The sequence below is a fragment of the Nostoc sp. DSM 114161 genome, from assembly GCF_052692665.1.
Genome location: NZ_CP195141.1, coordinates 1,868,032 through 1,891,088, shown reverse-complemented (window position 1 = coordinate 1,891,088; position 23,057 = coordinate 1,868,032). Strand labels below are relative to the sequence as shown.

Below are 23,057 nucleotides of genomic sequence, written 5' to 3'. Positions count from 1 at the left end.
AATATAAAACTTACACATAACCTACATAGCAATCAGATTCTACATCTCAAGGCAAGAAGCAATAAATCTTTATCTGTTACCTATTGCCTATTCCCCATTGGCTCACTATATAAGTAAGTTCAAAGTCAAATAAGGATTCTATATTTTTCAGTAAGTACTACTTAACTCCTAGATCCAAAGAGGCTAGATTCACCTACCGTTAAGAAAGATTGGGTGAAATTAAGTCTTTTGCGAACAGTATTGATTTAAAATCTAAAATCCAAAATCTAAAATCCAAAATTGATATGCTTCCCTTCATCCGACCAGATTTAGCAAAATTTACAGCCTACAAACCCCACCCTAGCAGCGATACGGCTGCATCAGTTCCGACGCAGTTCGATCGCCTCGATACAAATGAAAGTCCTTATGAGTTACCGCCTCAACTAAAAGAAAAGTTAGCCTGGACATATCAGCAAGAAATTGAAACAAATCGTTACCCTGATGGCGGACATGAGGCACTTAAAAGTGCGATCGCCGAGTATGTTAATGAGTCTGCTCTGTTACCATCTTTGTTTAATGCTGCTAATATTTCTGTCGGCAATGGTTCAGATGAACTAATCCGTTCTTTATTAATCGCTACTTGTCTAGGAGGAGAAGGTTCAATTCTTGTTGCCAATCCCACTTTTTCAATGTACGGAATTTTGGCACAAACTTTGGGTATTCCTGTGGTGGCGGTGGGTAGAAATGAAACCAATTTTGAAATTGACTTAAAAGCCGCCCAGTCTGCCATTGAAGAAACTCAAAACCCTCCCATTCGAGTAGTTTTCGTGGTGCATCCGAATTCGCCAACTGCCAACAGTTTAACTACGGCAGAGTTGGTATGGTTAAAGAGTTTGCCTGAGCATATTTTGGTAGTGATTGATGAAGCGTACTTTGAATTTAGCCAAACTAGTCTAGTTGGTGAATTACCACAGCGCCCTAATTGGGTGATTTTACGCACTTTTTCTAAAGCTTTCCGATTGGCATCTCTTCGCGTCGGCTATTGCGTTGCTCATCCAGAAGCGATCGGCATTTTAGAAAAAATCCGCTTACCTTACAATCTTCCCAGCTTTTCCATCGCAGCAGCATTAATCGCTTTACAAAATCGCCCACTCTTACTTGAGTCAATTGCACAAATATTAAGCGAAAGAGCCAAACTCATTGAAGCTTTATCCCAGCAACCAGAACTACAAATCACGACTAGTAATGCAAACTTTATTTACGTGCGTCTCAAACCAAATAGTTCACACTCACAAGACGCTACTTTAAAAAGTTTGCATCATAAACTTAGGACACTGGGCACACTTGTGCGACATATTAGCGGCGGATTACGAATTACTGTCGGGACGAGCGAGGAAAATGCCCGTACTATTAACCGAGTACAAGCCGCTTTGGCAAATTTGGAATCTTAACAAATCACTCAATAAATCTACCGTCATCTTCACTGCCCAAACGGCGTACCATTCCCACTGTTTGTGGCAGCACACCTACTAAAAGAGCAAAGGCTACATCCGGAAGAAGAGACACTATTTCCGGTGGAAAGTATTGTTCAAATTGATCGAGAATTTTTTGGACTCGCTGACCAGGCACTGGATTTTCTGTAATTTGTTTGATCAATCGAATCCACTGTCGCCTAATCAAGTAAGCTTTCTGACGTTCTTCATTAGATTCCGGAGTTAACAAAGACAGATTACCGATTGGCAGTGCGCCTTGGCAATCAAAATCGTAGTCTCCACCCACAGCAGCCCCAGGCCCGGCAAACTCTGCATGGTAACGTTTAAACAGTATTAATCCGTTTCGCCTGCGACTATTGACGATGAAAACTTCTCCACTGTGTAAACGTGTAAGGATGTCCGAGCCTTGTGTTTGCTCAGTTCCATCTGGCATGACAAGATAGTCGGGGAAACTAGTTTCAGGGTAATAAGTTGATACCATAGCGGGCTGATAGCGGCGATGCTGTTCGCTATCCATGTTTTTTAAACTTTCAAAGGATTTAGTAGTAGTATGCACTTCAATAAGGAACTAGCTGTTATATCAAATGAGACTTTTCATTTTTTTATCATCAACAGTCTTGCGGTCAATTTATCTAAGATATGAATAAATAGGCATTGTTCGCTAATTGAGTGATCATATTTTATGAGATAGCAGTAGATTTGTCTCCAAATTCTAATAGTATTTTTTAAAGTTTTTATAAAGATGAATATCTTAATTACAAAGTTATTATGAGGAATTGAAAATTTTTTACAATTCGATCTACAAACATCTCTATTATAATCTATATTCTTTACAGGAAACATTATTTAAATTTTATTAATTAAAATCAAAAAATACAAACAGTAAATTTTTATCAATACCTCTAGTTTTATAAATAGTAGTTTTATTAAAACTACTATTTGTAATTCTGATAAAACTATCAATACAAGTATCTTTAAAATAATTGTCAAAACCTCTATATTAATATCAAAAAGGATGCTTGCAAGTTTCTATAATTTCGCTTTTATCTAGTTTTGGAGCAATATTTCGCCTATTTATACAAGTTATATATTAATTTAATTTATTTAATTGAATTGTAGATTTTGTTAAGAGAAACTTTAAAAAGCATTATTAATTTTGCTTTTGAGCATAATCTCAGTTTTTCGTTGGATACTGCTATCCATTCCCTAAAAACGAAAAATCGAGCGTTCAAGACGGCTTCCTAAAGAATCTCTAACAGAATTTGTTCAAAGCGAGCGCAACATTAAAATTTACAGATGCCAAGAGAAAATTCAAATCATCGGCTCACCGCTTAGGTCTTTGTGCAATAACATCTGGCTCGAACGTCTAAGCAAAAATGTATTCCAATTCGATTCGACTTTATGTACCCGATATCCCAGCTTGAAATAAAGCTGCCTTGCTTGGTGGTTATTTTCTAGAACGTGGAGATATAAGTCTTTAAACCCCCATTCTTGAGAAATTTTTTCACAGCGATTGAGTAACCCTGACGCCACGCCATACCTACGGTAATTTGGGTGAACCGCTAAATTGGATAGGTAAGGAAAACCCAAGCCAACCTGACTCCACGAATCGCTGTAACGTACACCCAGTTCTACAGTACCCACTAAGTTACAAGCAGCACTAGTAGTATAATCGAGAGCAACTAAACAAACATGACGAGGCGCAGGTGATACAATGCGATGTCTTAAGTCTTCGTAAATGCCCAGACGTAACAACGGAAAAGTCCATCCCCAAATACCTTTTTGTGAGTGAAAGCTTTCAGCAATAATTTGGGCAACACTAACTAAATCAGCAGGTGTAGCCATGCGAATTTGGAAATGGTGGGAAGCTGGATCGATTGGCTGTTGGTGGTAAGGGTGAAAAAACCGATATTTCAAGGCTACTTTAGTATTGATTTTATTCAAAGAAAATTTTTCAAAAATTTTAAAACATCCTCTTAAAGTCAATAAAGACTTCGGAGTTAGTTGCCCAGCAAATTGAACAATTTTAAAACATCCTCTTAAAGTCAATAAAGACTTCGGAGTTAGTTGCCCAGCAAATTGAACTAACTTGAGACTGCGAATTCATGTTTGGTCATGGATTCGACAAAGTGTAAAAGTTGTTAAAGTTTTATAGCCCGCATTGTTGGAAGCGCCTTAGGAGTTAAAGTTTCGTAAACTGAAAATCTTAAGTTCAAGGGATTTACATAAATTCCTGATTGCTTGGGGAAGAGATTAGTCTGGCGATCGCAAAGCCATCTGTAAAAACCTAGAGGTTTGTGTGAATAGACAGAAGAACAGCATAGCTTGTCTGTTGGCAGCGGCTACAAAATTTTTAATTAAATACATCATTCATATATGAAAAGGAACTAGGGATTGGGGATTGGGGACTGGGGAAGATCGAAGAACAAGAGATATCTATATAAGACACAAAGAAACGATCCAATACTATCTCCGTGTATCCTTCCCTTCGGGAGCTACGTGCAGCATCACCCTTAGGAGAAGTTCTGAATGTCAGCAAGCCTCATCTTAGGCTTCTATTCATCTCATATTCATCTCAGAGTGTGCCCATGTTTTCTTTGCGCCAGCACCTAATACTCCTCTGCTTGGCGAGTAGATCCTTAATTCTCAACTTCTTAACCACCAGCACTTGTCTTAATGATAGTTCTGATTGCTAAATTGGAAACAGGCATTTGTCTAATAGTATACTTTGGCTTTAAATCTTATTGTTTTAATATTATTGGCTCTACCATGACTACCATAAATAAAATTTACCTGCAAGTGTTAGTACAACTGCTACGCGGGGAAAACTTAATATGCAGCTTCATCTGGATTTTTCAGCTAGCTATGAGTGCTGTATGTAGTATCAGAGATTGCTCACTGGAGGTGAAAGAAAATTTGGCAAGCAAGTATGGACTCTGTAACACTAAAACAGACTATAAAATCAATTACTCTGTACTAGAGCAAACAGTAATCGATATCAGCCATTGAGATAAATCACTGTGAGTAAACGCTCCCACACTCAGCAGTCATGTAGCCAAACAGCCTTATTGGTCGAAATGCTCTGCTCTTACCTGACTCCGAAAAATCCTCACCCCATCAGATTATTCTTTATCCGACTGCCGTTGCAGCAGGAAAGCGGTGCATGAAATCCCAAGCAAACAGTAAGCCTAAAATTTTGGTTGTTGATGATGAACCAGACAACCTTGATTTGCTCTACCGCACTTTCTATCGTGACTATAAGGTGCTAAGAGCAACCTCTGGCCCTGCGGCACTTGATTTGCTGGCTCAAGAGGGAGAGGTCGCGGTGATCATCTCTGACCAGCGGATGCCGATGATGAGCGGTACAGAATTTTTGAGCCTGACAGCGACTCAATACCCAGATATTATCCGGATTATTTTAACTGGCTACACCGATGTCGAAGACCTGGTGGAAGCAATCAACGCTGGTAAGGTTTTCAAATATGTCACTAAACCGTGGGAAGCAGAGGAACTTAAAGGAGTTGTACGCCAAGCTTTAGATACCCACAATGTCCTCAAAGCCCGTACCCGCGAACTTACACGCACACTCAGGCGAGAATCACTGCTGAATACGGTTACAAATACGATTCGCAGTGCATTAGACTATCGGCAAATTTTGCAGGCAATTGTTGATTCAGTGGGTCAGATGTTGGAGGTGGATGTCTGTCTGTTGCGTCCCTTCCAAGATGAACAGTTGGCAGATAAAGGATTTATTTATCAAAAGCCTCCGGAAGAAAAAAGTGATGAGGACACTGTGATACAAGGACATGGAGACAAGCAGAGCAATTTTCCTATTGCCTCCCCATCTCCCCATCTCCCCATCTCCCCCTCTTCTTTGCTGGCTCACACGGTTTGGGAAACCCGTGAAGTTCAAGTAATTCATGATGTGACAGATGATGAGCGGATTCAGGGTGGTACCCCAGATCTGCGCCAACGTGGAGAAGCTTTTGCTGCCGCTGACATTTGTTCTAGTTTAGTTGTCCCACTAATTTGTCAACAAGAACTGATGGCAGTCCTAGCACTGCACCAGTGTTCTCTACCCCGCTCGTGGGGAGACGATGAAGTGCAGCTAGTATTGATGGTGGCGGATCAAGCAGCCTTAGCTTTATCCCAAGCTTATGCTTACGAACAAGTACGTGCCCTGGCTAAGCGAGAGAGTTTGATTAATACCATTACTAGCGCGATTCGCTCTAGCCTAGACCCTGAAGATATATTTGCAGCTATTACTCAGCAACTGGGACAAGCTTTACAAGTTAATGGCTGTGTTCTATCTCTGTGGACGGAGGAAGATGAGTTTGTCCAGTCTGTGGGTTTGTATGACAGTTTTCAACATACAGAAAATTTCGCTAGCCACAACCCAACCCACGGATCGCTAGCTCCAGACCACAATATAAGTAACAATAATCGCGTATTAACGGAATTACCTAATTCTCAAACCTCTATAAAAGAGAATCCAATTTTACAAGAAATTTTACAGACACATGAACCAATAGTAATTGCTGATTTAAACCATTCCCCCAGAGGAATACAGGGTTTTGATTTATCTTTGAAAATGCCAGCGCGATCGCTAATGGTCGTGCCATTATTGGCTGATGGCAAATGTATCGGTAGTATTACTTTATGTCAAAGTAATAAAATACGCCAGTGGCTACCATCTGATATCGACCTAGCTAAAGCAGTAGCAGCTCAAGCCGCGATCGCCGTGCAGCAATCACGTCTATATGAAAAAACTCGCCAACAAGCCGAACGGTTACTGGAATTAGACAAACAAAAAACAGAATTTTTTCAAAATATCTCCCATGAATTTCGCACTCCCATCACCTTGATTCAGGGGCCTTTAGAGTCAGCGGTGGGGGCTGGTGAGGGGTTATCTTATTCCCAAAGTGCGATCGCCCTACGTAACTCCCGGCGTTTGCTGCGACTGGTAAATCAACTGCTGGATTTACAACGCCTAGATGCAGGAAGAATGCAGCCTAGTTTCCGTCCTTGCGATTTAGTCGAATTTGTCAGCCAAATTGTTGAGTCTTTTCGCCCCTACTGCGAGAAAAAGGGACTGCAACTTACTACACAGTTAGATGAATGTCCTACGGTGTACTTGGATATGGAAAAATTTGATAAGGTCGTTTACAACCTGCTATCAAACGCCATGAAGTTTACTCCCGAAGGTGGCACGATCGGTGTCAGGCTAAAATCTGAAGGCGATCGCTGCATCTTGGAAGTACAAGACACTGGAATTGGCATTGTTAAAGAACAAATTCCCCATTTATTTGAGCGCTTCCGCCAAGCTGAAGGTTCAGCAAACCGTTCCTATGAAGGCAGTGGTTTGGGTTTGGCTTTAGTTAAAGAATTAGTAGAATTACATAGCGGTCAAGTCAGTGTGGATTCAGTATATGGTGAAGGTACTACCTTTAAATTATCGCTAGTTACTGGTACTGCTCACTTACCCACACAGCAAGTGCTAGAAAGTCCTGTTGAACTAAACACAAGCCGCGCTAGTGTAGAATTGGCTGATTTAGAACTGCTAGAGCAAACAGCAGATAATATTGAAAATATTACAAAAAACTTATCACCCACTTCTGATACTCAAGAATCACCACTGGGCACTGGGCACTGTATTCTAGTTGTGGACGACAACCCCGATTTGCGAAGTTATGTATCTGATATACTGCGTCGCAATGGCTATCAAGTACAGACATCTCGTAACGGTTATGAAGGATATCGCCTAGCTAAAGAAATTATACCCAGCTTGATTCTTACTGATTTAATGATGCCCTTGGTGAGCGGACTTGAAATGATTCAGATGATCCGCAGCGAGGAGAAGCTTAAAGGAATACCAATAATTTTGCTCACAGCCAAAGTTGACGAAGAAACTCGCATTGAAGGTACAGAACATGGTGCTGATGCTTATTTAGCAAAACCGTTCAATGACAGGGAACTTTTGGCGGAAGTTCGCAATCTTTTAGCGTTGAAAGAAAACGAAAGGCGAATCTTGGAGTTAAATACATATCTCACAGAATCGGTACTAAAGCGCTTTTTGCCGGCTGTGTTGGTACAAAAAGCTGCTGCGGGAGATTTGGCTTTAGATTTGCGCCCAGAACCACGCTTAATTACAGTTTTGTTTAGTGATATTGTGGGTTTCACACAGCTAGCAAACACCCTTAGATCGCGGCGAGTAGCAGAGCTACTCAATGAATATTTAGAAGCTATGACCAAGGTTGTGTTTGCTAATGGCGGCACTGTAGATAAATTTATGGGAGACGCCATCTTAGCTTTATATGGGGCGCCGGAAGAACTCACTCCCAACGAACAGGTACGTCGTGCCATAAATACAGCAAGAGGAATGCACCGTTCTCTGGATCAATTAAACCAGCGTTGGCGAGACCAAGGTGTGTTTGATGGTGACAGACAAGCTGGCGTCCAGTTTCGTTGTGGTATTCACCAAGGTACGGCAGTTGTGGGAATGTTTGGCAGCGCTGAACGTGCTGACTATACTGCTATTGGGCCAAGCGTAAATATTGCTGCTAGGCTACAATCTGCTGCTGTTCCCGGTACTATCTTGGTTTCTGCTGCTGTGGCAGATTATTTGCAAGAAGAAGAAATTACTAAAGGTAGTCCCCTAGAACTTAAAGGAGTAGATGAAACAGTTCTGACCTTCGCCGTTACATCAGAGGTAATGATTAATCGCTAAAATTTAGACTGGATTCTAAATCACGGAGTGAACACTGATAACTGGTTAAAGCATACAAATTAGTAAAAGTGCCTAATCAGAACCAGTTTCAAAGATAATATGGAACCATCGGTTGCAGACAAAACTCCAATTCCAGCCAAAGTCTGGAGGCGACATACCGATCCACCAGGCTTGTGGATTTCTGTTGCTGCCGGCTCAGTCTTTCTGCACTTGTTAGTGTTCTTGTTGTTGCGCTCATCAAATACTTTTAGTCTATGGTTTCCTCAGGAAAGCCAATCTGCTATACCCATTGAATTGATAGATGTTGCTCCTGCAAGTAAACCAACAAGCAAATCACAATCAGTAACTAAAACAGTTTCACCAAGGCGATTTTCTTCAACTCAAAAGTCTGTAGCAGCAAGAACTACGCTAAAAGATCGAGATTCTGCTGCAATAAATTCCACTAATAAGCTTCAGCCCAAGAGTAAAACTGACACCTCTCAAACTAATAGTCAACCCTCTGGGCAGCAAAAAGTTGCCAAACCGATACCTACACCCACGGCGACACCTACACCTAAAGTACAAGTAGCTAATCTTCCTTGGAACCGCCGTCAAGATTTAAAATTCGGCAAGGGAACAGCGCTACCATCAAGCCTTCCCACAACTTTGCCAACTCCACCGAGGGGAACTGTGCCAACTCCTACCCCACAAGCTTCACCAACTCCACCGAGGGGAACTGTGCCAACTCCTACCCCACAAGCTTCACCAACTCCACCGAGGGGAACTGTGCCAACTCCTACCCCACAAGCTTCACCGACTTCTACTCAGGGAGCCTCGGTAGCGATAGTGGCTCCTTTACTTAGAGATGAAGTTAGTAACTTGATAAAATCAGGAGAATTTATACAGGATACTTTGCCAGATGCGATCGCTGTATATCGAGGTAGCAATACAAAACAATTCGATCCCAGTTTTCTCTCGCAAAATTCTGGACTTCAGCCAGCACAACTCTTGGCTAGCTTAGTAATCGATCGCAATGGCAACTTTCAACAAGCCGTAGTGCTAAAAATACAACCAGCAACCCTGGAAAGCGAAAAAAGCACATATCAGCAAGTCCTTAACGAAATTTTTAAAACAGAAAACTTTCTTCCTGCCCAAAATAACGATGGTACAAAGCCAGATTTGAGCAATCTGTATGTCCGGATCAAAATTCAGTCTGCCAATTCCAACTAAATGTTTGAATTTTGTTTATAACTGTGTTATAATTAATAAGTTGGAAATTTGCGGGCGTAGTTTAGTGGTAAAACTATAGCCTTCCAAGCTATTAATGCGGGTTCGATTCCCGCCGCCCGCTTAAAGGATACACAAAAGCTTTTGGTTCAATAGGATTAGCTCCTATTTAGAGCTTTGTTTCCCTGGATGCGTATAAAAACTAACCAACAAGTTAAGCTTGCGTTAGGTTAGGAGTGTTAATTGTTCTAAGCCATGAAATAACTAGATTCACACTCAGCACGGCTCACTTTGCAATACCTCTTTTTTAACAATCTCAAAATCGAGTTTTATAATCATCTTGGTGACTGAAGTTTTAGGCATACTTGAGAAGTTCGTGCTTAATCTTCGTTTTTATTGAGCTATTTTCCCAGCAGGTCCAAGAATAGAAGTCAAAATTTAAAAAATAAATTTGTCATTATTGAGACAAATCTAAAAATCTCATTAATATTAACTCAGCACACAAGATGACTGAAGCAACTGCATCTCGACCCAATACCCACATCCAGGAAATTGCACCAACGATTCATTACTTGGTGGCAATGCCCCAACCAGAAACTCATCTGTTTGAGGTGACTTTACGCCTTGTGAATTATCCCTGGCCGATTCTTGATTTAAAACTGCCAGTATGGACGCCAGGTTCATACTTAGTTCGGGAATACGCCAAGAACTTACAGGATTTTGTGGCTTTTGCAGAGGATAAGCCTTTGCCTTGGCGGAAAATTAGTAAAAACCACTGGCAGATAGATAAAGTAGGCGTTTCAGAATTAACTATACGTTACCGGATTTTTGCCAATGAGCTATCGGTACGGACAAATCACTTGGATGCTACCCACGGTTATTTCAACGGTGCAGCAATATTTTTTAGAATATCTGGCTGGGAAAAACAACCGATTCGTGTCACCATCGTACCACCACAGCCGGAATGGCAGGTAACTACTGCTTTACCAGCCATTGGCGAGGAAAAGAATACTTTTTTGGCTAGCGATTTTGATACTCTTGTCGATAGTCCATTTGAAATTGGTCGTCACGAATTGTATCAATTTGAGGTTTTGGGAAAACCCCATGAATTGGCAATTTGGGGAGAAGGTAATTATCAAGTGCAGCAGATGATTGCTGATATCCAAAAAATTATTCAGGTAGAAGCACAGATGTTCGGCGGTTTGCCCTATGAACGATATGTATTTTTGTTACATTTATTTAGCCAAGCTTTTGGGGGTTTGGAGCATAAAAACTCTTGCTCTTTAATTTATCAGCGTTTTGGGTTTCGCGTTCCAGAAAAGTACGATCGCTTTCTGCAATTAGTAGCACATGAGTTCTTTCACTTGTGGAATGTCAAGCGAATTCGCCCAAAAGCATTAGAAGTTTTTGACTATGACCAGGAAAATTACACTCCATGCTTGTGGTTTTGTGAAGGGACTACTAGTTACTACGATTTGTTAATTCCTTTGCGGGCAGGAATTTATGATGCTAAGTCCTATCTGAATCATTTAAGTAAAGAAATTACCAGATATCAAACTACACCAGGGCGGAAAGTACAGCCTCTTTCCGAGTCGAGTTTTGATGCTTGGATAAAACTCTATCGTCCAGATGCCAATAGCGGTAATTCCCAAATTTCCTATTATTTAAAAGGAGAAATGGTATCGTTATTGCTGGATTTACTGATTCGCTCAACTCACAGCAATCAGCGTTCCCTCGATGACGTAATGCTGAAAATGTGGCAGCAATTTGGAGAAGCTGAAATTGGCTATACCCAAGAACAGTTGCAAGAAGTTATAGAATCTGTGGCTGGAATTGATTTAGCAGATTTCTTTGAGCGCTACATTCATACCACTGAAGATTTGCCATTTAATCAGTATTTAGAACCCTTTGGTTTACAGTTAGTAGCAGAACAGCAGGAAGAACCTTACTTGGGTGTAAGAATAAATACTGAAAATGGACGAGAGATTATTAAGTTTGTTGAAGCGGGTTCACCTGCACAAGCTGGGGGAATTGATGCAGGTGATGAGTTATTGGCAATTGATGGAATTAAGTTAACGGCAAATAGTTTAAGCGATCGCCTCAAAGATTACCAACCAAACGATAAGATTGAGGTCGCAGTTTTCCACCAAGACGAACTGCGTACTTATTCCATTACGCTAGGATCGCCAAATCCTACTAAGTATCAAGTGAAACCTGTTGATTCTCCCGACTCAACACAGCAGCAAAACTTTGCCGCATGGCTTGGGGTAGCGATCGCGAGTGTTTAGGGCATTGGGCATTGGGCAAGCAGGAGGTGTGGAAGGTGTGGGAACAGAGGGAGGCACAAATTCTCTTCCCCCCCACTCCCCACACTCCCCCATCTCCTTTTGTCCCCTTGTCCTCTTCCTATGCCCAATGCCCCATGCTCCATGCCCCATTCCCTATTACTAAGACGTTTTCACCGCCCCAGAGTAGATCAAACCCCGTTGTAAATCCAGCGTTATAATTGCGCCGTCTCGAATTGCTTGCGTCGCCTGCTTCACGCCAACAATCACTGGCACACCAAGACGCAAGCCGATGACTGCTGCGTGGCTTGTAAGACTTTCGTCTTCCGTAATAATCCCAGCAGCTTTGCGAATTGCTTCCACAAAATCAGCATTGGTGCGAGAAGCAACCAAAATATCTCCGGGATTAAAGTTACTAACATCCATGCCAGTATTTGCCACCCGTGCGCGACCGCTGACCGAACCTTGGCCTAGTCCAATTCCATTACCTAGTATTGCCGTTACCACTTCAACTTTAATCAAATCTGTGGAACCAGAAACTCCTTGGAGTGTCCCAGCAGTCATCACTACTAAATCTCCCTCAGACAGTAACTTTAGTTCCTGAGCCACGTTGATTGCAGCTTGGAATGTTTGACCTGTGGAAGGCAATCCCAGTACTAGCAGCGGTTTTACTCCCCATACCATTTGTAGTTGTCGCGCCACGTTCACATGGGGTGTTACTGCTAAAACCGGTGTATGAGGACGAAATTTCGAGACATTACGAGCTGTTGCCCCAGTCTGGGTTAAAGTCATAATTGCTGCTGCTCCCAGTTGTTCTGCAATTTGACTCACAGCTTGACTAATAGCATTGGGAATAGAGCGTCTGGTATCTCGTAGTTGACGTACTACTGAGTGCGCCTCCTCTTGCTCGATGCGCTCGGCGATGCGTGCCATTGTGGCCACGGCTTCTACTGGGTAATTACCTACAGCAGTTTCATTAGAAAGCATAACCGCGTCCGTGCCGTCTAAAATTGCATTTGCGACATCTGATACTTCGGCACGAGTGGGACGGGGATTACTTACCATGCTGTCTAACATCTGAGTGGCAGTGATGATGGGAATCCCTAAGCGGTTTGCTGTGGCAATCAGCCGCTTTTGCAACACGGGGACATCTTCTGCTGGTAGTTCCACGCCTAAATCGCCTCTGGCGACCATCACACCATCACACAAAGCCAAAACCGCTTCCATTTGTTCAATGGCCTCGTGTTTTTCAATTTTGGCAATCACCGGCACTTGCTTACCCGTACTGGAAATTAGCTCTTTAATTTCCATCAAATCCTGGGGATTGCGGACAAAGGAAAGTGCTACCCAGTCTACACCCTGATCTAGACCAAACATCAGATCCTCTCGGTCTTTGTCGGTCATTGCTTTAATTGATAAGTAAACTCCAGGAAAGTTTACGCCTTTGTTGTTAGAAAGTTTACCAGCGACGGTAACGCGGCAGTGCAAATCACCTTTGTCACGGTTAATTTCCTCCACCACCATTTCCACTCGTCCATCATCAAGGAGGATTTTTGCACCAACCGGGACTTCTTGAGCTAAATAATCATAGGTGACGCAGCTAATTTCCTGGGTACCGATAACCGGACGATTTGTTAAGGTGAAGCGATCGCCTTTTGCTACAACTATAGCTCCATTGTCAAACTTCCCCAAGCGAATTTTTGGGCCCTGCAAGTCTTGGAGAATAGCCACTGGTTGATTAAGTTCAAAAGCAGTTTGTCTAATTAAGCGAATATTACGCTGATGATCTGCATGAGTGCCGTGGGAGAAGTTTAGCCGCAGTGTCGTTGCTCCCGCTTCAATAATCGCCTTGAGCATTTCAGGACTGCTTGTGGCGGGACCAATAGTAGCGACAATTTTTGTCCGGCGTAGAGAATCTCTTAATTGCATAGGGGCTGAATTTAGGGAGCTATCTGGGAAGTCATCGTAACTTTAAATGGCATCTCCTTTCTGGTCACTGCTATAAGATTTCAGCAGTTAAAGTAGGGTTATAGGAGAAATGGGCATTGGGCATGGGGCATGGGGCATGGGGCAAGGTAGACAAGGGGGACAAGGTAGCAATTTGTCTCCCTTGTCTCCCCCTCTCCCTTGTCTCCGTTCATCTCCCATCTCCCTTCATCCCCCTCATCTTCTTTCACACCCCACTCATGAGCAAAGACTAAGCCTCGTCTGGAATCATAGCGTTATTCATCTGCCCATAGGCTAAGGTCTGGATAAATCTTGGTATATAAAAATTTACAAATCTTTACTATTTCCTAATCTTTGTCGTATATTCGTAATGTTTAATAAAAAAACAAGGAGTTGATGTTAATAATGCTCGCGTCGGAGGCACAAAAGCCATTAACAATACCACCCAAGGAATTTTTAGCGCCTCCTGGTGATTTCAATCCCACACAACTGCTGTTTTCAGCTGCTGTGGGAATGTTAATTTTATCTAACTTTGGTTACTGGCTTTGGGAATGGCCGCATTGGCTGTGTTTTGGTATTAACACTATTGCCTTGCATTGTGCTGGGACAGTAATTCACGATGCCTGTCATCAATCTGCTCATCGCAATCGAATAATTAATGCAATTTTAGGACATGGCAGTGCATTGATGTTAGCCTTTGCTTTTCCAGTGTTTACGCGGGTACATTTGCAACATCACGGCCATGTGAACCACCCCAAAGACGACCCGGATCATTATGTCTCTACAGGCGGCCCTTTGTGGTTAATTGCATTTCGATTTTTATCTCATGAAGTATTTTTCTTTCAACGCCGACTGTGGCGTAAATATGAGCTATTAGAATGGTTCATTAGCCGTTTAATTATCGCTTCAATTGTATATATTTCAGTTCAATACAATTTTTTAGGTTACATTCTGAATTTTTGGTTTGTCCCTGCTTTTGTAGTCGGGATAACGCTAGGGTTATTTTTTGACTATTTGCCTCATCGTCCTTTTATAGAGCGCGATCGCTGGAAAAATGCCCGTGTCTATCCCAACTCTATTCTTAATATTTTGATATTAGGCCAAAACTACCATTTAATTCATCATTTGTGGCCTTCTATACCTTGGTATAATTACCAGCCTACCTATTACCTAATGAAGCCTCTTTTAGATGAAAAAGGTTGTTATCAAACTTCTGGCTTATTACAGAAAAAAGACTTTTTTGAATTTCTTTATGACATTTTTTTGGGAATCAGATTTCATCATCATAAAGAATAGAGTTGTTAGATAAAGCGATCGCTACGTGACAAAAGTACATCATGACCAACGCAAGCCTTCAAAATCAACTGAGTGCGATCGCTGCATAGTTCCATATTTTTGAATGTGTTCCTTGCGCCATTGCCTTGCGTCAGTTTTTAATGGCTCAAAACATTTCTGGTAAACAGATTAGCCTGTTCACAGGTAGTACAGAAGATCCTTTCTGCAACATCTACCATGAACGCCTCCAACAAAACATCTCTATTAACGGACGGCATGAAGCGATCGCTGTTGAAATTGATGCAGAAGAACTCATATTTGACAACATTCACCCTGAAGGAATTCCCAAGGTAGACTGGATTAATAACCTATAGTGCCCTGCCCAAGATTTAGGGGGCAATTTCCAAATTACTGAAACGGAATTTTAAGTAAGAGGGACATATGGTTGATTTGTATGACTTAATTTCTAATATTCGCAAACGTCCTGCTATGTATTTAGGACGAACTTCCATATCCAATCTCCGCACTTTTTTAGCAGTTTACTGCTTTGCCCGTCGCCAAATGGGGATTCCTCAAACAAAACAAGAACAATAATTTTCGGAATTTCAAACTTGGATTCAGCAGAAATTTAATTTAACTTCCAATCAAACGTGGGATCAGATTATTCTATTTTTCTCGCAAGACGAATAGACTGCATTAGACCAGTTTTTCAAATTATTCGACGAATTCACTAAAACAGAAGATTCGATTGAATTTAAACAGAATGTAACTAATAATTTGAAACTGATTTCAGTAACTCAAGAGTGAAAATATCTGTTTTAAAAGGCAATTAGTGAGACTAGTATCTGAGAGAAAGCTTGATGGCAGATATAATAACATACAAGCAAATACTACATCTTGTTGTGTAAATTTGAAATGGATGCTTTAGTTCAATAACTCGATACAAAACTACGTCAATGGCAACCTGATATTGCTTAACAAGTACGGCAACGCCTTGCAGAGATTATTGAACTGGCTGACTAAGTTGAACAAAAAGTATTAGATTTGATTTATGAACCAGAAACCCCTGAAGCGTGGTTAGTCGATTTATTACAACTCATTCCCTTTAACTGCAATTGTCCAATAACGAAATGTTTCAGAACCAATCTCATTGCTATTTTCTTGGTAAATTTGCCGCAAGGATTCATAAAACCCTTGGGCTTCATTTTCTAATCCCAAAGTCATCAAGCACTTTAAAATCCGGGTGATGCGAAGATAATTGTGGTTAAACATACAAACCCATTCGCCTTTGCGGTTGGCATAGTCTTCTGACTTGCTGATAATTATTTTTCCGTCCTCACTTTGCTGGCGTTGCAAACCATAAAACTGAAGCATGACTGTGAAGGAACGCAGCAAATTTTGACGTAGGCGTGGGTTGCTATGAAATGATTGAATTACTTGCTCATCAACAATGGGAGCATGAGAATTAAATGCGCTTGGCTCAGTTAAAGGAAACAACCACTGAATGTAATCGTGGACGTACTCCAATTCTTCAAAATCCCAAGCCCATATTTCGGTAATCGTCCGACCTTCTGAGTCTGGTTGTTCCCCTAAGTAGAATGGGACAATCATTACCAACTACCTCGATAACTCAATATCTCAATTTTGAGTGCGATCGCCTTAGCAAAAATCGCAAATCATGACGAGAAGTTAGTAATATTTTCCCATCAATCACACCACGTTGAGCAGCCCAGTTACCACTGTAATAGTTTATCAATTTTCTTTTTTAGATAAAATTTGTCTAAAGATTTTACACTTTTGACTTAACTGCTTGCTGTGATGTTTGTAAAGGCTGTGGCAAGCTCCAGTCGGGACGCAAGCTAGCGGCATTGCGTAAATAAATATGATGAATTGAGGCGGAAGCTGGCAGGTTGGCGTGGATTAAGAAGCGGATACAGCGCTGTAAACTGCCTTCAACGTGCATTTGTTGGACATCTAACATTGCCACATTATCCCAGCCTGGACGCGATCTGGCGATCGCAGCCGGAAAAATAGCATCTAAATCCCGTGTCACTGAAAAAGTGACACTAATAATGTCACTCGGCTGGAATTGATTCCGGTTTTCTAGTTCATCCAGTAATTCTGTAACCACTTCTCGCATTGCTTCAACAGTATTTTCGGCAACTGTTGTTGCCCCGCGAATAGCCCGCATTTGCCACTCCACGCCAAAATCCTCCTTAAAACATAAAAGTTAGGAGTTAGGAGTTAGGAGTTAGGAGTTAGGAGTTAAAACTCTCAACTTCTGACTCTTAACTCCTAACTGATGTTAGGGTCGATACAACCACAAGGGTAACCCACTAGTAGACATTTCAAATTCAAGCCAATCAATTCCAGATCGAATTCCAGATGAAACTTGGCGACTCCCTGGTAAAACGCGACTCAATAAAGGTTTACGTTCTTCTAGGGTATGGCAGAGAGTTTTTTCTGGATCGAGGCCGACTAGTTCTGCTGTCCAACGACGGGCATCTTCTTCTGTACCCAGGCGGTCTACAATACCTAATTCTAGGGCTTGCTGTCCAGTAAAAATCCGTCCATCAGCGAAACTTCTGACGGTTTCTACTGCCAAAGAACGGGCATCGGCTACTGTTTGGACAAACTGCTGATAACTCGTGTCAATCAATTCTTGGAGAATGTGTGCTTCTGGTTGAGTCAGTTCTCGGTCAAAAGCCAAAATATCTTTGTAAGGGCCGGACTTAATTACCTTGAAAGAAACGCCAATTTTTTCTAATAAGCGTTCCAAATTATTCCCACGCAGAATCACACCAATACTACCTGTAATAGTACCTGGGTTAGCCATGATGTGTTCGGCTCCCATACCGATGTAGACACCTCCAGAAGCGGAGATATTGCCAAAGCTGGCAACGATTTTAATTTTTTCGCGCAAACGCTTGAGGGCACTGTAGATTTCTTGAGAATCTCCGACTGTACCGCCAGGGCTATCGATACGCAGTAATAAAGCCGGAAACTTTTTTTCTTCTACAGTTTTCAGGGCTTCTAAGACGCGTTTGCGAGTAGCACCGGCGATCGCACCAGTAATTTCAATCCGCGCAATTTGTTTCTTAAACTTGGGCTTAAACGGCCAAACCATGAGTTGTCAACATACCTCGTAATAAACTTAATATAAGATGCCCAGCCGCCAAACGACCTCCTTTGTTCTGTTAAAAAACATCAGCAGGCACTATTTTCTTGATAATTTTAAGAAATTTTTTATATTTTGCAGAGACTTTTATGTGGCATTTTCGCTGGATGCTGATGGAGTTGTTGTAGATTGTGGTTAATATAAAATACCAAACTCTAGTCTAGCGTCCAGTGCGATCGTTAATAAAGACTATTTTAGCTATTTTCCCAGCTTGAAAATTCCGAAATATTCAGTGTTATATCTTTTTAGCCCTGAAGAATCCGTTTGTTATGGCCGCACATACGCAGTAGTTATTAGTAATGAATAACTAATAACTGAGAAGTATTTAATCAATAACTTTGGCAGTAATTTTAACTAATAAAAAATTCGTTGAGCAAAACCGATCGCTATCGAGGATGCGCCCATAAGACTTTTATTTTAGAAAAGATGGCTTTTTAGTTTTGTATACCTATGAGTATTTGAATCAAAGCTATTTTCACTACTTAAGAATCGATTCGTAAAATTTGACACCGATAACAAACGTAAATGTCAAACAGTGTGCCGACAAAACTACAGGTCAAACTGATTACAAATAATCCGTGTAGAGGAGAACCACTGCCAAAAGTGGCGAGAAAATGGACAATCCCAGTAGCGATCGCCTCAGTTAACTCTTGTAAGCCAGGGAAGTGACCGATCAGGAACAAAAACAGCAATCCTGCGCCAACGAGAAAAATAGGAGCGACAAAACTAAAAACGAGCGTTAGTACTAAGGAGCGGAGAAAGTTAGTGAAAATGGTCATTGAACACAAACTCCGTGAGTAAAGATGACAGTAGCTAGATACAGGTTTGTCATTTTCTACAATACGTGCGATCGCTTGCGAGCAGGCAATCTGTCAAAAATCTTAAGTTTTCATTAAAATAAACTGATACCAGTCACACCACATGCAAGAGATTTTAAAAACTACTTACATTTACAAAACACCTGTCTAGTCAAGGTTACAGCCAAAGTTAGCAGCTATTCATTTCTAAGCAACACGTCTAATACCAGCTTTATTTTCTGAGAACATCTTTAAAGTAAGTTAATGTTCAGGGTTTGTTTGGGCATGGGGCAAACAGGGCATTGGGCAGGGGAAAAGGTTAAAGGGAAAAGGAATAAATTTAATCTTTCCCCTTTTCCCTTTTCCCTTTTCCCTTTCCCCATTCCCCATTCCCCATCACTTCCGCTATTCTTAAGGCAGTTACCGAGTTAGCTACAGAACATTGAACCAGACTACATCCAAATCCAGTTTAGAAGAGTGGAGTCAGCGGTTGCTGGCAGCGATTTTTTTGGGTGGGCAAGTGCTAGTTCACCTAGTAAGGGGTAAAATCCATCGGCGCAACACCATAGAGCAAATGGCGGCAGTTGGGCCAGATTCCCTATTTATTGCTTTATTAACGGCTATTTTCGTCGGCGCGGTATTTACCATTCAGGTAGCACGAGAATTTATCAATTTTGGCGCAGGAAACATTATTGGGGGAGTGCTTTCCGTAGCTTTGACACGAGAACTTTCTCCCGTGTTAACAGCAGTGATTTTAGCGGGGCGAGTGGGTTCTGCATTTGCAGCAGAAATAGGTACTATGCGGGTAACAGAACAAATCGATGCTATGTTGATGCTCAGAACAGATCCAATCGATTATCTGGTTGTCCCCCGCGTCCTTGCTTGTTTGTTCATGTTACCAATTTTAACCTTGCTGTCTTTGGTGACAGGGATGTTAGGGGGGTTTATAGTTGCGACAAATATTTACAACCTATCCGATACAGTCTTTCTAGACTCAGCCCGCAACTTTCTTGGTGTTTGGGATATCTGTAGCGCCACGATCAAAGCGTGCTGCTTTGGTATTCTAATCGCTGTAATTGGTTGCAGTTGGGGCTTGACAACAACAGGAGGAGCTAAAGGTGTAGGACAGTCAACCACAACTGCTGTTGTAACTGCCTTGCTAATTATCTTTGTTAGCAACTTCTTTCTTTCTTGGTTAATGTTTCAGGGAACTGGCAGTGCATTCGTCCAAGGATTCTAAGAATTAAGAGTTAAGAGTTGAGAGTGAGGAGTTATCAGCGATGGCAGGGAACAGGCAAAGAAAGTCTCATCAAGTTGGGGTTTTAGGAGCAGTTTATGTCATTAACTACGTTTTTTCAACCGCTATATGAGTTAAAACTCCTTACTTCTCACTCTTCACTCCTCATTCTTAACTGCTAAATGCTAACTCCTCACTCCTAAAATAAGAGAGATAGGTACTAACAAAGCAGGATTTAAGACCGTGACCAGTTCATTTGCCGCTAACTCCACTGCAACTGTGGAACTCAAGCCTAGTTACAATATACCTGTGGTGTTGGCGATCGCTGCTATTCCACTAATATTGGTACAAAGGTGGATAGGCTTTACTATAATGCTATTTGCCTTATTTCTGATGTTTCAGACCTTAACGCTGCGCTTACAATTTACCGCAACCGATTTAGATCTTTACAGAGGCGAAAAATTGATTCGACGTTTTCCGTACCAGGAATGGCAAAATTGGCGTATTTTCTGGAATAAAGTCCCCATCTTGTTTTACTTTAAAGAAGTTAAAAGCATTCACTTTTTACCGATTTTATTTGACCCCAACACCTTGAAAACTTGCTTGGAAGAACGTTGTCCGCGTATTTAGTGCTGAGTCTTTACTCGCCCAAGAGTTGAGCGAAGCTGCCGCTCAAATTTATCCACAAATGGCAAATAGTTCTAATCTATACTCAAAGCCCAAAATTGAGTACCTCTCAAAACTTAGAACTTTTAAAGCTTGTTAATTGTAATATTTCTGAAAGTTATTTATTCGCATCATAGGAATTACAGTATTGTTTATGAACCCAGAGGCATCTCAAACCCCAGAACCAACAGATGAATGGTTGACAGAAGAACAAAGCAATGGAGTTGAAAATCCAACAAACCCATCTGTTGATTCGCTAGTAGAAACACCACCTATTAGCTCATCAGAAGACCACACAATTGATTCAACTATCTCTAATGCAGCAGAGGTAAATTCTACAGTTGAGCCAACAGAAAATTCCAATGGCGAATCTGCACAGCAATTGGAACCGGAAACTGCCGCACTGGGGTCATACACATCAAACTCAGAAAACAGTTTATTATACGTTGCAACAGAGCAGCGAGTGGTAGAGTTGCAGAATATCGAAGCAGCATTGAAAGAAGAAATAGCCAACCTGCAAGCTTCGTACAAAATTCTTCAGGGACAATTGAGTGAAACTCAAACTTCTCTGGGACGACTCGTACAAGAGTCGCTGGTGCAGTTAGAACAACGCAAACAAACCCTGCAAATTTCCATAGAACAGCTAGAACGCCGTCAAGAACGTATCCGTAATGAGATGCGAACCACTTTTGCAGGAACGTCTCAAGACTTGGCAATTCGAGTGCAGGGTTTTAAAGATTATCTCACGGGTAGCTTACAGGATTTGGCTGCTGCTGCTGAGCAACTGCAACTGACGCCAACTATGGTAGAAAGAGAAAAACCCGATGTCAAAGAGGTTAAACCAGCTGAACCTCAGCCGGGAATACCGCAATTTGCCCAACAACAGTTTCAAGATACTACAAAGCAAATTCGCCGTCTAATTGACCAATACCGAAATAAGCCGGATTATTATGGCCCTGCTTGGCAATTGCGCCGGACGTTTGAGCCAGTCCACGCAGAAAGAGTTTCTAACTGGTTTTTCAGCCAAGGAGGACGAGGTGCTTTGCGGACGATGGGTAGTCGCTTGCAAAATATCCTAATTGCCTCAGCTGCAATTTCGATATTACACAAGCTGTATGGCGATCGCGTCCGTACTTTAGTTTTAGCTAATACACCGGAGCGATTAGGTGAATGGCGTCGTGGCTTGCAAGACTGTCTGGGAATCGGTCGCCCAGATTTCGGCCCAGACCGAGGCGTGGTATTATTTGAGGCGCCGGAAGCTGTAGCTCAGAAAGCAGACCGATTAGTAAAAGCTAATCAACTGCCTCTAATTATTATTGATGATTCAGAAGATCAAATCAGTTTGTCCCTACTACAATTTCCTTTGTGGTTGGCCTTTGCCCCCGACCCCAAAACAGTGAGAAACTATGATGATGACTTTTAATTTAGTCATCGGGCATGGGGCATTGGGCATTGAGCATTGGGCATTGGGAAAGAGTTTTTGAATTTTGAATTTTGAATTTTGAATTGTTATTATGGCTATCTGGTTGACTCTGTGCGGGGTAACTGTAGTTGTAGCTTACCTGCTGGGTTCTTTTCCCACCGGGTACATTGCTGTCAAGCAGTTAAAAGGTATTGATATTCGAGAAGTTGGTTCGGGTTCCACTGGGGCAACAAATGTGCTGAGAACCTTGGGGAAAGGGCCAGGAGCATTTGTTTTAATGCTTGATTCCTTGAAGGGAGTATTAGCGATCGCTCTTGTGTATTGGTTGTTCAATTTTGCCGCTATTCAAAATATTATCCCCCCAACGGTAGATGTAAAATTATGGCAACCGTGGATACTAACTTTAGTTGCTTTAGCTGCCATCCTTGGACATAGTAAATCAATTTTTTTGGGCTTCAGTGGCGGGAAATCCGTTGCTACCAGCTTGGGGATTTTGTTGGCAATGAATTGGCAGGTAGGTTTAGCAACAGCAGGGGTATTTGCTGTTGTTGTGGCGATATCGCGGATTGTTTCTTTGAGTTCAATTGCAGGGGCGATCGCTGTTTCTATTTTTATGTTGCTTTTGCATCAACCTTTACCATATATTCTGTTTGGGATTGCCGGAGGATTGTATGTGATTTTCCGCCATCGCAGTAATATCGAACGACTAATTGCTGGTACTGAGCCTAAAATTGGACAAAATTTAACCGCAGAACCAAAACAAACTGCATAATTAGCCAACTGCTAAGACACATAATAGGCAACAGGCAATAGGGTTAAAATTGCCTTGGTGCAAAGATTTTAT

Annotated in this window: 18 protein-coding genes and 1 tRNA gene; 12 read left to right on the top strand and 7 right to left on the bottom strand. The window is 41.7% G+C overall.

Annotation, left to right across the window (positions count from 1 at the left end; genetic code table 11):
• The first annotated feature begins 284 nt into the window (after window positions 1-284).
• Complete coding sequence (locus NSTC745_RS08005) at window positions 285-1,430, top strand: histidinol-phosphate transaminase (protein ID WP_445636677.1); 1,146 nt, start codon at window positions 285-287, stop codon at window positions 1,428-1,430.
• A 4-nt stretch (window positions 1,431-1,434) separates the two neighbouring features.
• Here the strand turns inward: NSTC745_RS08005 and NSTC745_RS08000 are convergent, their stop codons facing one another.
• Both NSTC745_RS08000 and NSTC745_RS07995 read right to left on the bottom strand, forming a co-directional pair.
• The gene (locus NSTC745_RS08000) at window positions 1,435-1,989 is read right to left on the bottom strand and encodes a hypothetical protein (RefSeq protein WP_096535135.1); all 555 of its coding nucleotides are present in this window, start codon (window positions 1,987-1,989) and stop codon (window positions 1,435-1,437) included.
• Between the two features lie 794 nt (window positions 1,990-2,783).
• Window positions 2,784-3,416, bottom strand: a complete 633-nt coding sequence (locus tag NSTC745_RS07995) for a GNAT family N-acetyltransferase (protein WP_445636676.1) — start codon at window positions 3,414-3,416, stop codon at window positions 2,784-2,786.
• A gap of 1,219 nt (window positions 3,417-4,635) precedes the next feature.
• Here NSTC745_RS07995 and NSTC745_RS07990 point away from each other — a divergent pair.
• The 4 genes from NSTC745_RS07990 (at window position 4,636) to NSTC745_RS07975 (ending at window position 11,693) form a co-directional block, all read left to right on the top strand.
• Window positions 4,636-8,199: a response regulator gene (locus NSTC745_RS07990; RefSeq protein WP_445636675.1), complete on the top strand. Its 3,564-nt coding sequence runs from the start codon at window positions 4,636-4,638 to the stop codon at window positions 8,197-8,199.
• Between the two features lie 99 nt (window positions 8,200-8,298).
• A complete protein-coding gene (locus NSTC745_RS07985) occupies window positions 8,299-9,408 on the top strand; it encodes a hypothetical protein (RefSeq protein WP_445636674.1) in 1,110 nt (369 codons plus the stop codon).
• Window positions 9,409-9,458: 50 nt separating this feature from the next.
• Window positions 9,459-9,529, top strand: a tRNA-Gly gene (locus tag NSTC745_RS07980).
• 382 nt (window positions 9,530-9,911) lie between these two features.
• Window positions 9,912-11,693, top strand: coding sequence for a M61 family metallopeptidase (locus NSTC745_RS07975; RefSeq protein WP_445636673.1), 1,782 nt, complete (start codon window positions 9,912-9,914; stop codon window positions 11,691-11,693).
• 159 nt (window positions 11,694-11,852) lie between these two features.
• Here NSTC745_RS07975 and pyk read toward each other — a convergent pair whose 3' ends face one another.
• On the bottom strand, window positions 11,853-13,619 hold the full coding sequence (gene pyk, locus NSTC745_RS07970) for a pyruvate kinase (RefSeq protein ID WP_445636672.1): 1,767 nt from the start codon (window positions 13,617-13,619) through the stop codon (window positions 11,853-11,855).
• Between the two features lie 423 nt (window positions 13,620-14,042).
• Between pyk and crtR the strand changes: the two genes are divergently transcribed.
• From crtR to NSTC745_RS07955, 3 genes are all read left to right on the top strand, one after another.
• Window positions 14,043-14,933: a beta-carotene hydroxylase gene (crtR, locus tag NSTC745_RS07965; RefSeq protein WP_445636671.1), complete on the top strand. Its 891-nt coding sequence runs from the start codon at window positions 14,043-14,045 to the stop codon at window positions 14,931-14,933.
• A gap of 140 nt (window positions 14,934-15,073) precedes the next feature.
• The gene (locus NSTC745_RS07960; RefSeq protein WP_445636670.1) at window positions 15,074-15,286 is read left to right on the top strand and encodes a papain fold toxin domain-containing protein; all 213 of its coding nucleotides are present in this window, start codon (window positions 15,074-15,076) and stop codon (window positions 15,284-15,286) included.
• 67 nt (window positions 15,287-15,353) lie between these two features.
• Window positions 15,354-15,506: a hypothetical protein gene (locus NSTC745_RS07955; protein ID WP_445636669.1), complete on the top strand. Its 153-nt coding sequence runs from the start codon at window positions 15,354-15,356 to the stop codon at window positions 15,504-15,506.
• 495 nt (window positions 15,507-16,001) lie between these two features.
• Here NSTC745_RS07955 and NSTC745_RS07950 read toward each other — a convergent pair whose 3' ends face one another.
• The 4 genes from NSTC745_RS07950 to NSTC745_RS07935 all read right to left on the bottom strand — a co-directional run bounded on the left by NSTC745_RS07950 (window position 16,002) and on the right by NSTC745_RS07935 (window position 18,869).
• The gene (locus NSTC745_RS07950) at window positions 16,002-16,523 is read right to left on the bottom strand and encodes an opioid growth factor receptor-related protein (protein WP_445636668.1); all 522 of its coding nucleotides are present in this window, start codon (window positions 16,521-16,523) and stop codon (window positions 16,002-16,004) included.
• Between the two features lie 178 nt (window positions 16,524-16,701).
• On the bottom strand, window positions 16,702-17,103 hold the full coding sequence (aroH, locus tag NSTC745_RS07945) for a chorismate mutase (protein ID WP_445636667.1): 402 nt from the start codon (window positions 17,101-17,103) through the stop codon (window positions 16,702-16,704).
• Between the two features lie 114 nt (window positions 17,104-17,217).
• Window positions 17,218-18,039 carry a signal peptide peptidase SppA gene (gene sppA, locus NSTC745_RS07940; protein ID WP_445636666.1) on the bottom strand — a complete coding sequence of 274 codons (822 nt, stop codon included), beginning with the start codon at window positions 18,037-18,039 and terminating at the stop codon, window positions 17,218-17,220.
• A gap of 533 nt (window positions 18,040-18,572) precedes the next feature.
• The gene (locus NSTC745_RS07935) at window positions 18,573-18,869 is read right to left on the bottom strand and encodes a hypothetical protein (RefSeq protein ID WP_445636665.1); all 297 of its coding nucleotides are present in this window, start codon (window positions 18,867-18,869) and stop codon (window positions 18,573-18,575) included.
• 460 nt (window positions 18,870-19,329) lie between these two features.
• Between NSTC745_RS07935 and NSTC745_RS07930 the strand changes: the two genes are divergently transcribed.
• The 4 genes from NSTC745_RS07930 (at window position 19,330) to plsY (ending at window position 22,985) form a co-directional block, all read left to right on the top strand.
• The gene (locus NSTC745_RS07930) at window positions 19,330-20,127 is read left to right on the top strand and encodes an MlaE family lipid ABC transporter permease subunit (RefSeq protein WP_445636664.1); all 798 of its coding nucleotides are present in this window, start codon (window positions 19,330-19,332) and stop codon (window positions 20,125-20,127) included.
• 210 nt (window positions 20,128-20,337) lie between these two features.
• Entirely contained in the window at window positions 20,338-20,754 is a 417-nt protein-coding gene (locus NSTC745_RS07925; RefSeq protein ID WP_445638555.1) for a DUF3119 family protein, read from the top strand.
• A gap of 190 nt (window positions 20,755-20,944) precedes the next feature.
• A complete protein-coding gene (locus NSTC745_RS07920) occupies window positions 20,945-22,213 on the top strand; it encodes a DUF3086 domain-containing protein (protein WP_445636663.1) in 1,269 nt (422 codons plus the stop codon).
• Window positions 22,214-22,304: 91 nt separating this feature from the next.
• Window positions 22,305-22,985, top strand: coding sequence for a glycerol-3-phosphate 1-O-acyltransferase PlsY (gene plsY / locus NSTC745_RS07915; RefSeq protein ID WP_445636662.1), 681 nt, complete (start codon window positions 22,305-22,307; stop codon window positions 22,983-22,985).
• Window positions 22,986-23,057 lie beyond the last annotated feature (72 nt).